General features: G+C 66.1%; 15 protein-coding genes and 1 pseudogene. 13 read left to right on the forward strand and 3 right to left on the reverse strand.

The features are described 5' to 3' along the window. Positions 1-58: 58 nt before the first annotated feature. The 10 genes and pseudogenes from ON43_RS47355 (at position 59) to ON43_RS35315 (ending at position 6,411) form a co-directional block, all read left to right on the forward strand. A pseudogene (locus ON43_RS47355) lies at positions 59-1,405 on the forward strand (Gp37-like protein). 22 nt (positions 1,406-1,427) lie between these two features. Further along, positions 1,428-2,108 (forward strand): translation initiation factor IF-2 N-terminal domain-containing protein, encoded by a 681-nt coding sequence (locus ON43_RS42970; RefSeq protein WP_051179657.1) that lies wholly within the window; start codon positions 1,428-1,430, stop codon positions 2,106-2,108. Between the two features lie 2 nt (positions 2,109-2,110). Next, on the forward strand, positions 2,111-2,701 hold the full coding sequence (locus ON43_RS35280) for a C39 family peptidase (protein WP_051179658.1): 591 nt from the start codon (positions 2,111-2,113) through the stop codon (positions 2,699-2,701). After that, positions 2,698-3,633, forward strand: coding sequence for a glycoside hydrolase family 25 protein (locus tag ON43_RS35285; protein WP_051179659.1), 936 nt, complete (start codon positions 2,698-2,700; stop codon positions 3,631-3,633). Before ON43_RS35280 ends, ON43_RS35285 begins: the two co-directional genes overlap by 4 nt. Further along, the gene (locus tag ON43_RS35290) at positions 3,630-3,872 is read left to right on the forward strand and encodes a hypothetical protein (protein ID WP_051179660.1); all 243 of its coding nucleotides are present in this window, start codon (positions 3,630-3,632) and stop codon (positions 3,870-3,872) included. Before ON43_RS35285 ends, ON43_RS35290 begins: the two co-directional genes overlap by 4 nt. A gap of 4 nt (positions 3,873-3,876) precedes the next feature. Then, complete coding sequence (locus ON43_RS35295; RefSeq protein WP_040814651.1) at positions 3,877-4,254, forward strand: hypothetical protein; 378 nt, start codon at positions 3,877-3,879, stop codon at positions 4,252-4,254. Further along, positions 4,251-5,105: a hypothetical protein gene (locus ON43_RS35300; RefSeq protein ID WP_040814653.1), complete on the forward strand. Its 855-nt coding sequence runs from the start codon at positions 4,251-4,253 to the stop codon at positions 5,103-5,105. Before ON43_RS35295 ends, ON43_RS35300 begins: the two co-directional genes overlap by 4 nt. Next, positions 5,105-5,512: a beta/alpha barrel domain-containing protein gene (locus ON43_RS35305; RefSeq protein ID WP_040814655.1), complete on the forward strand. Its 408-nt coding sequence runs from the start codon at positions 5,105-5,107 to the stop codon at positions 5,510-5,512. Before ON43_RS35300 ends, ON43_RS35305 begins: the two co-directional genes overlap by 1 nt. After that, a complete protein-coding gene (locus ON43_RS35310; RefSeq protein ID WP_040814657.1) occupies positions 5,509-5,919 on the forward strand; it encodes a phage upper tail fiber protein in 411 nt (136 codons plus the stop codon). The genes ON43_RS35305 and ON43_RS35310 overlap by 4 nt, the downstream gene beginning before the upstream one ends. Before the next feature lie 54 nt (positions 5,920-5,973). Beyond that, positions 5,974-6,411 carry a hypothetical protein gene (locus ON43_RS35315; protein WP_040814659.1) on the forward strand — a complete coding sequence of 146 codons (438 nt, stop codon included), beginning with the start codon at positions 5,974-5,976 and terminating at the stop codon, positions 6,409-6,411. Between the two features lie 10 nt (positions 6,412-6,421). On the opposite strand, the gene ON43_RS35320 is transcribed toward ON43_RS35315, so the two are convergent. Then, the gene (locus ON43_RS35320) at positions 6,422-7,057 is read right to left on the reverse strand and encodes a hypothetical protein (protein WP_040814661.1); all 636 of its coding nucleotides are present in this window, start codon (positions 7,055-7,057) and stop codon (positions 6,422-6,424) included. Positions 7,058-7,154: 97 nt separating this feature from the next. On the opposite strand from ON43_RS35320, the gene ON43_RS35325 reads away from it, so the two are divergent. Continuing rightward, positions 7,155-7,469, forward strand: coding sequence for a hypothetical protein (locus ON43_RS35325; RefSeq protein ID WP_157514291.1), 315 nt, complete (start codon positions 7,155-7,157; stop codon positions 7,467-7,469). Between the two features lie 57 nt (positions 7,470-7,526). On the opposite strand, the gene ON43_RS35330 is transcribed toward ON43_RS35325, so the two are convergent. After that, positions 7,527-8,120, reverse strand: coding sequence for a hypothetical protein (locus ON43_RS35330; protein WP_040814665.1), 594 nt, complete (start codon positions 8,118-8,120; stop codon positions 7,527-7,529). An 801-nt stretch (positions 8,121-8,921) separates the two neighbouring features. On the opposite strand from ON43_RS35330, the gene ON43_RS35340 reads away from it, so the two are divergent. After that, a complete protein-coding gene (locus tag ON43_RS35340) occupies positions 8,922-10,148 on the forward strand; it encodes a helix-turn-helix domain-containing protein (protein ID WP_040814667.1) in 1,227 nt (408 codons plus the stop codon). Between the two features lie 36 nt (positions 10,149-10,184). Here the strand turns inward: ON43_RS35340 and ON43_RS45170 are convergent, their stop codons facing one another. Further along, the gene (locus tag ON43_RS45170) at positions 10,185-10,358 is read right to left on the reverse strand and encodes a hypothetical protein (RefSeq protein WP_157514292.1); all 174 of its coding nucleotides are present in this window, start codon (positions 10,356-10,358) and stop codon (positions 10,185-10,187) included. A gap of 90 nt (positions 10,359-10,448) precedes the next feature. Here ON43_RS45170 and ON43_RS45175 point away from each other — a divergent pair, with 90 nt between their 5' ends. Next, positions 10,449-10,592 carry a hypothetical protein gene (locus ON43_RS45175; protein ID WP_157514293.1) on the forward strand — a complete coding sequence of 48 codons (144 nt, stop codon included), beginning with the start codon at positions 10,449-10,451 and terminating at the stop codon, positions 10,590-10,592. Positions 10,593-10,677 lie beyond the last annotated feature (85 nt).

Genomic DNA, 10,677 nt, shown 5'->3' on the forward strand with positions numbered 1-10,677 from the left:
CGGCCTGTACGACACCCTGGAACTCGACCTGGACGACAAGACCGGCGACCAGATCATCATTGCTCATTTTCTGAGCGACTATGAGCGCTGCAAGTGGTATTCCTGCTGGTCAGCGCCATGGTTTCCCGAGTGGATCCAGTGGCCGCAGGTCTTCTTGCTGCCCGGTCCGATCACGTGGGTTCTGTCCGTGATGCTCGACCTACAGATCCAGCGTGAAGCCGGATCGACGTGGGCGCTCCCGTCCGACCCTATGGACGGGGCGCAGCGCGGCGACCTGAACCAGGCCACGTATTCGACCGTCGTACGGCCGATTTCGTTCCTGGAAGCCATGGCCTCGGGCGTGCTGTGGGGCATCGCGATCAGCCGCTTCAAGAACTTTCATGAGCTGGCCGGGCCGATCATGGACGACGGCGAAGTGGTCTGCGAGATAGACATCTACCTCGAGGGCGACCCCGAGCCGTGGCCGGGCGCGAACCTGCGCCACGGCACCCGCATCATCTCGTTTGTTGATCGCTCCGGTACCTACTCCGGCACCGCGAACGGCGGCACGATCTGGGACGGATTGATCCGCACCGTACAGGAATTCGTGGGCGACCTGATCGACTCCACGGAGTCGCTCGTCACCGACGGCACGATCCCGCCGGAGTACTACGACCCGAACGCGCCACCTCGAACGCAGAAACAGCTGCCCTTCGTCGTGTGGAGGGACGGCGAGGTATCCGGACTCGACAGGTACAAGTACAAGCGCACTGGATCCAAGGGAATCCAGGTTGTCACGGGCGGACACTCGATGCCGGGGGTCGTCGGTGCCCCTGCCTGAAAATGGCAGGGGCACCGGCGATCTCGCCACTTCAACGAGTTGATCTCCGCGGCAATCCAGATGGCGGGCGATCTGATCGCCGCCGCAATCGTCATCCCGCCGATCGGCGGCTCTGTCGATGCCATCTTGTCCCCGATCTACACGGACGCGCTGCTCGCGTTCATGGTCGCCCGATCGCACTACCGGGCCGTAACCCAGGGCTGGACAAGGTATTTCGAGTACTTCGCCAGCAGCAGCGGCAAGGCATACACCCTGTCGTCTCTGCTGGTGCTGCGCGCCGGTTTCTGGAAGACGCGCCGCTACGACGCCGTGCAGTTCGGTGCTCGCGACGGCGCACCGTTTGTGGTGGGCGAGGCCGGACATGTCTGGCTGAATGACCGGTGCGGCTTCACGATTCGCGGCGACAAGACCGGCCGCATCTACATGGACCGCGTGTCGAAGGTCGAACTGCACTGGGACCGCCAGACCGCGCCCACTTGGGTTCTCACCATCGGCTCGGACGCCGCCCTCCAGGATCCGCTGGCGCGGGCGTGGGAGCGGCTCGAGGAATTCACCGACGCACTACAACAGCTCGGCCTGTTCTGAGCTGGAAAGGGCCTGCGACCCAATGGAACCGACACGACAGCAGCGGCGCGCGGCCGAGCGTGAGCGCGCCGCCACGAAGACGAAGCTGGAAAAGCAGATCGCGCCCATGGTCGGCGGCGAGGTGGACGGCAAGCCGTTCAACAAGTGGCCCGCCTGGGAAGGGCTCGGCGTGCCGACGCGCGAGACGTGCGACCTGTCGAACCCGCGGCAAGCGTTCCTGTGGATGTTTGTGGCGATGCCCGCCATGAAGGGCGCGCCGCTCATGCTGCCCATCGAATACTTCGAGTTGCAGAGCTTCCGCATGTGGACGCTCGGCGCACGCCCGGCGGCCGAACCGACGCTGAAGTACCAGGCGCCAGCATCGGTTACGGCGAACCAATGGCAGGCCGCGGGCAAGTGGGTATCGCTGGACACCCCGGACCCTGTGCGCAAGACCATCGCCGAGGTAATGCGCGAGCTACCCCAGCACGAGCGCGCCGAGATCCGCGCCGCGGTACTCGAAGGCTTCGGCCTGGCCGACGGCGAGAAGCCAGGTCCGCCCGCCATGCGGCACACGGTCGCGTCGCTGGCGAAGCGGCTCAAACGACCCGTCCCCGAACTCATCGAGGTATTGGGGAGTCTCGGCGTGACCAACGTCCACGCAGACAGCCCCGTCGGCCGCGAGGTGGCCGAACGCATCGTTGCCCATATGGGACTGGAGTAGCCATGACCGAACACATCCTGAACCACACCTACAGCCCGCAGGAGACAGGCTATTGGTGCGCCCCGGCGTCCACGCAGATCGTTCTGACTGCGCGCGGAATCGACGTGCCGGAACGGGAACTGGCCGACGAGCTGGGAACCGACATCGACGGTACGGATTGGATCGGGCAGGTAACCGCGGTGCTGGCGCGCCGCACCGGGCAGCCGTACGCCACGGTCGAAATTCCGAACGATCCGCCCACGCCTGCGCAGGTCGATCGACTGTGGGATGACATCGTGGGCAGCATCGACGGCGGCAACGGCTTGGTGGTGAACATCGTTGCGCCACCGGGTAATCAGCCCCCGGGCTATCCGGCGAACCAGACCATCTACCACTACATCGCGGTTGTTGGGTACGACGATCGTGACCGGCGGGCTTACGTCGCAGATCCGGCGAGATTCAGCGGCATAGAACACTACTGGCTCTCGATGCCCTGGCTGGCGAGCATGATCGCGCCGAAGGGTTACGCCGCCGCGCCGGCCGCTGGCACCGGCGATACCGCGGTGTGGCGTGACAACCTGCTCCAGCTCGTCGGCCCCGGCGGTGCGCTATGACGCTGTGGGGCATCGACATTTCGGGCTGGCAGGCCGGTATCGATCTGGACCAGGTAGCGGCCGAAGGATTCTCGGCCGTGATCGCGAAAGCGAGCCAGGGCAGCGAGTACCGCAGCCCCGCGTATGCCGCGCAGAAAGCGGGCGCGCTCCGGAATGGCCTGCGGTTCATGGCCTATCACTACGTGGAGGACGGACCACCGGCCGCCGACCAGGTGGACAACTTCGAGGGCGCCGAACCCGACCGGCGCGTGAGCGTGATGCTCGATCACGAGGAAGGTTCCGGCGACGCCGAGGTTCTGCGAGCCGTGCATGCCGAGTTCGTCCGCCGCGGCTACCGCGTCGCGGTCACCTACCTGCCGCGCTGGTACTGGTCCGGGCACATCGGAAGTCCCGACCTGTCCGGCCTGCCGTCGCTGATGGCCTCGGCCTACGGCGACGACGAGCCCGGTTACGCCTCGGACCTGTACCCGGGAGACAACGCGCTCGGGTGGATGCCGTACGGCGGCAACACCGTTGCCCTGCTCCAGTTCACGAAGCGCGCCCGCGTCGCCGGTCTTGAGATCGATGCGTGGGCGTTCCGCGGCACTGCCGCACAACTCGATGCGCTGTTCGGCGCAGATGGAGGCAAGACCATGGCCAACGAAGCTCAGGACGTCCAGGCGCAGCTGCGCGGGCCGAGTCTGAACGGCTGGGACCAGCTGGGCGGCAAGACGATGGTGGACGCCATCGCCGATGTGCGCGACCAGCTGGGCGGCCCGGATCACCAATGGGGCGGTTGGCCACAGTTGGGCGGCCGGACCGTCGTGGACGCCCTGGCCGTCATCGGCGAGCGCCTCGGCATCGACGGGTTCGTGACCCCGAAGCACGCCACCGTGATTGCCGCCCCGGCCGCCGCAGGCGGCGAGGCGCACGCGCCCGGCGGTGCCCAGTGACCGCCCCCGAGCCCGCGCCGCGCTCCCGCGTCCCGGAACCGGCGCTGGTCCGCTCGGTCCTGGTGGCCGCCTCCGGAGTGCTGGCCTACTTCCTTGGCCGCCAGATCGATACGGCCTGGGTCGATTCGCTGACCACGATCTACGGCCTGATCGCGCCGATAGTCGCGGGCCTGCTGATCCGGCCTGCAGTCAAGCCCGTCAAGGGCGCGGTGGCCGAGATTCCGGCGGCCGAGGGGTAGCCGCATGTCCGTCCATGTACCCGCACAGGAGGCCGGTATGAATCTCCAGGATCTCGCCGGCACCCTGAGCGGCCTAGGCATTGGTGGCGGTGTCGGCGCGGTGATCACGGGCCTGTTCGCCCGCCGCCGCAACCGAGTGGACGCGCTCGTGACGCTCGAAGGCATCGCAACCAGGCTGGCCGAGAATGCGACCGCCGCGGCCGACCGGCGCGTGAGCGAGGTCGAACGACAGCTGGCCGAGCACAAGGCCGCGACCTACGCGGGCGAGCTACGCCGCCGCGAGTCTGCCGAGCGGCATATGCAGTGGGACAACGAAGTACGCCAAGCCCTGCTGTCGCTCGACGTGGACATGCCCGCCCCGCCGCCGCTGGAGATGGCGTGACCGCGCCCGGCGGTGCCACACCGCCCGGCTCGCTCGGCGTCGGCCTGTTCCGTGCAATGCAGATGAAGACGGTCGATGAGGCGAAGGCCACCATGTCCGGCGGCATCATGTCCGCGTTCGAAGGGCTCCAGGACACCGCGCACGACGAGTACAACACGCCCATCTCCGAGCGCCCGAAAATCGTTGACGTACCGATCAATTCGACGCTGTGGACCTCGATGGATCCGAAGGAGCAAGCCACCTTCGCCCGGTCCCAGCTCACGAACGGCGCGGCGTCCTCCACGAGCACCGGCGGAAGTTCGACCGCATCCCCGCACGTGCACAACATGTCCCAGATCCCGCAGTACGTCCCGGCCGGATCCGGATTCAACGGCCTTGAAATCGGATTCATCCGCATCACGAAGGACTGCAAGCTGGACATGGCCGGATTCTGCTCCGGCGGCTCCCTGACTTGGCTTGGCATCAATGCCGCGTATCTCGGGGTGTATCGGATGAACCCCGCGAACGGCAACCTGACCCTGCTCGCTCCGGCCGCCGCGGCAATTGACATCAAATCCAACATCACGGCGACCAACACCGAGCACCGCTTCAGCCTGGGCGTGACCATCGACGCCCACCAGGACGAGGTGTATGCGGTTGCCACGCTCCAGGTCACCGGTTTCGGGCAGAACTGCGCGAGCCTGCTGGCGACCACGATCACGGACATGAACCGCGCGAACTCGAGCCTGTACCCGCGCAAGAACTACGCCTACGCGAACAGCTATTCGTCCATGCCCGCGACCATCGCGGAATCGGATTTGCACTGGGACCACTCCACGAAATTGCCCTTCTACTACCTGCGGGCGGCGTGATGACCGATCGGCTTGCCAACGTCAAGGCGTTCTATGTCGCAATGTGCTTCGACGGGATTGCCGCGCGCAAACATCTTGGGCACGAACGGCTTCCGTGGGACGTGGACTTTGTGCACATGACCGTGATGCCCGCGTTGTTCCGGGCCATCAAGACCGACGACCCAGCCTATGACCCGCACGCCGTCGTGGTGGAAGGCAAGCCGGACACCGAAGCCACCAGCACGGCGGCCGTCCGATGGTTCGTGGAACTCATGGAGTCCAACAAGGCATTTCAAGCCCTGATCGATGAGCATTCGGACCTGTACGTGCGCCTGTACAAGTCCTCGCACCGTGACGGCTGTTTCCTGGACGATCTGGTCGCCGCGCTGCGCCGTGACGATCCCGAGTGGAGAGGCCCGCAGCCATGACCGTGATTTCTGAACCGATCGCGAACATTGCGGGCGCAGACAATTCGACCACCTTCGAATTCGCCTCGCTGGTCCTGCGCCAGTCGGCCAGCGGTACCGGCACCATCACCACGGCACCGTTCTTCGTCCAGGCCGTCGCGGGCGTGCTCACCACGCCGAGCCTCGACCCCGGCCCCGCGCTGGTGCGAATCGGCAACCGGCAGTATCAAATCACCGTGCCGTCCAGCGCCACCCCGGTCCGGCTGTGGCCGCTGATCCAGGCCGGACTGCCCGTGCCGCCCACCGAGGACGCGACCGCGGTCCGCAACGGTGGCGGCATTGCCCGCGCGCAGCGGATCACCGCCAGCGCGTACGCCGCGCTCACCACCCCGGACCCCGAGACGCTGTACCTGGTTGTCGAGGGCTGATCGCAACATCTCCATTCCCTAGGGGCCTGCGAATCCTGAAGGGAACCAATCGAAATGGCCGTAACCGCGAAGTGGTACAGCAAGGCGTTCGACGCCATGGCGAAGAAGAAGATCGACGTTTCGGCCGACACCTTCAAGGCCATGTTGGTGACCAGCGCCTACACGTTCGACCAGGATGCGCACGACTTCAAGGATGACATCACCAACGAAGTCACCGGCACGGGCTACACCGCCGGCGGTGCCACGCTGGCCAGTGTCGCGTTCACGTACAACGCCAGCACCAACACGTTCATGTTCGACGCGAACGACGTGGCATGGGGTAGCTCCACCATCACCGCGCGCGGCCTGGTCATCTACGACAGCACGCCCGGCACCGACGCCACACGCCCGCTCATGGTGTTCATCGACTTCGGCGCGGACGTGTCGACCACCGCGGGAACGCTGACCATCACGTTCGATTCGGCGGGCATCGCAACAATCACCGTGGCGTAGCCATGGCGATCTACGCGCACTGGCTTGCGCCCCAGTTCATACGGCTCGGCACCACGCACGTGGTCCAGGCGTACCTGGGTGCGCTATTGGTCTGGGACGGAACGGTGCCCGCGCTGGTATCGGTGCCGCCCAGTGCGAACGCCAGTGCCGCCGCGGTGCCGCCGGTCGTGTCGGCTACCCCTGCGCCGATCACGCCACCCCGCGCGCTGGCGTCGGCCGCTGGTGTCGCGCCGGAGATCTCGGCCGCGTCCTCGCTCACGGCTGTAGTCGCTACAGCCTCGGCCGCCGCGCCCGCGCCGGTCGTGAGAGCCGACGCCCTGGTAGTCGCTGTGGCAGCAACTGCGGGCGCGAGTGCCATACCGCCGCTGTCCGACAGGCAGGTTTCGGTACCCACGGCAGCCGCTTCGGCTGCTGGTGTCGTGCCGTCGGTCAGCACCTCGGGCAGCGCGATCGTGATTCCGCCGCCCGCGTCGGCGAACGCTTCGGCGCCGGTGCCGATCGTCGCCGCGTCCAAGACGGTTGCCGCGGTTGCCGCGACCGCGGCGGCGGCGGGCGTGGCCCCGACTGTCGGTGGTGGCGCGACGTTGACCGCTCCCGCGGCTACGGCCTCGGCCGCAGCAGTCGCCCCAGCGGTAGCGGCGAACAACTTCGCGGCGTCTCAGATGAACAAAAACGGCGACTTCACCCCTAACAGCACAGCGTGGGTGGATGTCCCAGCCTGGACAGCGGCGTCAGGATCAACGGTGTCCGGCGGGCTGTCCCTTGTGGTCAATGGTTCCAAGTCCAACGCGACCGTGCAGGCCAGCGCTGTGTTCTTGTACAACACGTTCGGCGGTGCTAACTGCACACTGCGCCTGATCCTGAACGGCAACACGACCACTCCGCTTGCTACCGGTTCGGCTGTCATGTCATCCAACAGCACCCCGGCTACCGCGACGGTGCAGGCTACGGGTGTGAACCTCGCCAACGGCGACTTGATCAAGCTGCAGTGTCAGATGGGCTCGTCGGCGAACATGTCCATCAAGCAAGACGCCAACACCTGGGTGAAGGACTTCTAGCCCCGCGAACGAATAGCGCCCCGGCCAAACGGCCGGGGCGCTTTCGTCGTTTCAGGGCTAGAAGTTCCACTCCCAACCGCCCGGCCCGGTCGGCGCGAAGGCGAGAATGCCGCTCGCGGTGGGGGAGTCGAACGTCAGCTGGAACCGGTACTTCGAGCCCGGCGCGAGATCGATCGGCCAGTCTCCCTTGCGGCAGCGGTAGACGGCTGTGGAATCGGCGTGCGGGTGCGTGATTCCGCTGGCGTCCACCAGGGACCAATAGTTGCCCGGGTGGAAGAACCCCGCGGGCAACTTGGCGGGTACGAAGCCCGCGGACGTTTCGGCGTCGATCGACACGACTACGAAATGCCCGTTCTCCGACGGCAACGCGGTCGATTCGGTACACGGCACGTCGGCCTTGATCTCCGTCACGGTCCATTTGATGACCGGATCCTCACCCGGTTTGCGGATGCCCGCCTCGGTGCCGATGGGCTCCACCAGGTTTCCGCGCGGCGAGGTGGTCTTGCTCGGTCCGGCCGCCGCGGTCGTTGTGGCCGCCGCCGGCACCGCGGTAGTGGTCGCTGAGGGCGGCGCGCTCGCATCTCCGGAGGATCCGCAACCGGCGAGCAGCGCGGCGGCGAAGGCGATCGGAAGTGCGGCAACGGTTCTCATGGATTCCCCTCGGTGATCGTGGGGTGAGGGTACAGCCCACGATCACGGGCGGTCCATAGGATCGGCCGGGGCGGCGCACATTCGGCTATGCCCGCGTATCCAGGCATCGGCGTGCTCGCGTGCTTTGTCCACGCTTCGCTCGGAGGCTTCCCGCCAGCCAACGCGCCACGCGCACGTCGTTGCGGTCGTCCCCTTGATGGTTGCCTCGGTGCCATCACTCAGCATTTTTGAAAGCCACCAGCCCGCAGCGTCGCCGCGGAGCTTCCACCCGTCCACGGCGTCCTCGGGACGAATGGGTCCGGCGATCTCACTCACGCGCGTCACGCCTCGGATTTCCGATATCCGTTCCGCTCCAGGTAGAGCCGCGCGGCTGTCACCCGGGGACACGGCGGCGTGCACGTCTCGTGAATCTTCATGATCCCTTCGGCGCGCCGCTGATCCAGTTCGTGTATCTGGCTACGGTCGCACCAGTCATCAACCCACTTGTGCTCTTGGACGGCGCGAAAACCTGGCATGTCCTCACCTCTTGGTCGGAAGGAACACAGCGCCAACGGTTATGACGATGAGCACGGCTATCAAGAGTCCGATCGGAAGCGTGAACATCGCCACCCCGTTGCACGAGATCGATGGAGGTGGGCACCCGGCGACGGGTGATTATGGATCGGGCCGCCGCCGGGGCCACCTGTGGCCGAAGGCCACAAAACAGACCGTATGCAGTACCGATATCCGCAAGGGGTACGAACGTACCCCCAACCCCTTTAGGCTGAGACGGTCGCGACCATATGGGGAAAGGCGGCCATCATGACCAATCCGGATGAAGCAACCCGGGTCGGCGAGCGAATCCGCTCGGCCCGTGAGCGGCGCGGCATGTCTCGCCCTGTGCTGGCTGGCCAGGTTGGCATGTCTGCCGAGTGGCTGAAATCGTTGGAGAATGGCAGGATTCAGCGCGTTCCGAATCTCCCCGTGCTGCTGAGAATTGCCCGCGCGCTGGAGTTGGATGACCTTGCCGCGCTCACTGGCGATGACCATGCTGTGCCCGTGACCGTGTTTGCTGGCGAAAGACATGCGGCCTTGTCCGATGTACAGGCGGCGCTGACCGACTACCGCATTACCCCACGTGACAAGACCGTGAACGGCACTCACCTTGCTGAACGGCTCCGCAAGGCGTGGCGCGTCCGCCATTCCAGCCCCGACCACAGATCCCAGCTGGGCGCGTTGCTGCCCGGCCTGATCCGTGACGCACAGACCGCGGCGCGCACCAGCGACGATCGCCGGGCCGCGCGGCGCACACTGGCGGGCGTCTACCAACTTGCTGACTTCTACGTGGCCTATCAGCCCGCCCCCGAACTGGTGTGGATGGTGGCCGACCGCGCCGTGAACGAAGGCTACGAGGCCGACGACCCGTACGTGATCGCTTCGTCTGCCTGGGCCATGGTGCAGGCGCTCCGCGATTCCGGGCGCTGGGAGGAAGCTATCGCGCTCGCGCGCAACGCGATCGAACAGATTCGGCCATATCTCGGCCGCGATGAGACCCCGGACGATTGGCACGGCATCGTGGGTGCGCTGGAATTCGAGATCGCCTACGTATACGCCCGGCGTGGTCGAAGCGGCGAGGCATGGCGAAGTTGGGAACAGGCCGATGAGATTGCGCAGCAACTCGGCCCGACGTACCGGCACGTGCAGACCAGCTTCAGCCAGCCCGTGATGGCCGCCCACGCAACAACGCTCGGCGTGGAACTGCGTCAGCCGGGCGAAGCGCTGCAAGCGGCGAACCGTATCGACGCCGACCAAATCGTTTCGGTTCCACGGCGCGGCCGGCACCTCATCGAAGTAGCTCGCGCCTACGCGCAGCGCGGCGAGAACACTGCGGCTCTCACGATGCTGAAGAAGTCGGAGCAGACCGCGCCCGAGACGATTCGGTACAACGGGTTCGCCCGGGACATGGTGCTGAGCCTGATGCGCAAGCCGCCGAGCGGTATGCGTGCGGAGGTTCGGGAGCTGGGCCGGAAGGTTGGAATCCGGGGATAGCACACTGGTCGGTGCGGCCTTGTCGAGCCGCCAGGGCTAGCCGCGCCAGCGCCCGCACTCCCACGCTCGCCGAAGGCGTGCCGGTCGCCGGGAATCCCAATCCCACTGCGCCGCCTCCGACTCCGCTGCTTCGTCAGGGTCGCCGAAGACGTGTTCGCCGAACACGATGAGGTCCAGGCCGATCAACTCCGGGTACGGGTTTGGGTACATATCTCCACGGACGCATCGGGCGGGGCTGTGGTTCCGGCGAGCTAGCGCGCCGGTCAGAACCGGACCGTTCGGCTCGCTTAGGATCGGCGCGTGTCTGACAAACCGATGTGCGGAATCTGCGGCGAGCGGCCTGTAGGGGACGGGTATATGTCCTTGATGTGCAAGGACTGCAAGGACCGAATCGAGGCCCAGAACACGAACGATCCGTACCCGAATGTGGTGCTGGCCGAATAGGTTCCTCGCCTACAAGCCTGCCTACAGTCCCCGGATTTTGAGCTTCCCACCTGCAAGTTCTCGCCCGAAGTGACGTAGATAGCCC

The organism is Nocardia concava NBRC 100430 (genome assembly GCF_000308815.1).
Taxonomy (GTDB): Bacteria; Actinomycetota; Actinomycetes; order Mycobacteriales; family Mycobacteriaceae; genus Nocardia; species Nocardia concava.

Excerpts from the sequence above, each read along its gene's own strand:
- ON43_RS42970 (WP_051179657.1), top strand. The coding sequence starts at position 1,428 with ATGGAACCGACACGACAGCAGCGGCGCGCGGCCGAGCGTGAGCGCGCC.
- ON43_RS35280 (WP_051179658.1), top strand. The coding sequence starts at position 2,111 with ATGACCGAACACATCCTGAACCACACCTACAGCCCGCAGGAGACAGGC.
- ON43_RS35285 (WP_051179659.1), top strand. The coding sequence starts at position 2,698 with ATGACGCTGTGGGGCATCGACATTTCGGGCTGGCAGGCCGGTATCGAT.
- ON43_RS35295 (WP_040814651.1), top strand. The coding sequence starts at position 3,877 with ATGTCCGTCCATGTACCCGCACAGGAGGCCGGTATGAATCTCCAGGAT.
- ON43_RS35305 (WP_040814655.1), top strand. The coding sequence starts at position 5,105 with ATGACCGATCGGCTTGCCAACGTCAAGGCGTTCTATGTCGCAATGTGC.
- ON43_RS35310 (WP_040814657.1), top strand. The coding sequence starts at position 5,509 with ATGACCGTGATTTCTGAACCGATCGCGAACATTGCGGGCGCAGACAAT.
- ON43_RS35315 (WP_040814659.1), top strand. The coding sequence starts at position 5,974 with ATGGCCGTAACCGCGAAGTGGTACAGCAAGGCGTTCGACGCCATGGCG.
- ON43_RS35330 (WP_040814665.1), bottom strand. The coding sequence starts at position 8,120 with ATGAGAACCGTTGCCGCACTTCCGATCGCCTTCGCCGCCGCGCTGCTC.
- ON43_RS35340 (WP_040814667.1), top strand. The coding sequence starts at position 8,922 with ATGACCAATCCGGATGAAGCAACCCGGGTCGGCGAGCGAATCCGCTCG.
- ON43_RS45170 (WP_157514292.1), bottom strand. The coding sequence starts at position 10,358 with ATGTACCCAAACCCGTACCCGGAGTTGATCGGCCTGGACCTCATCGTG.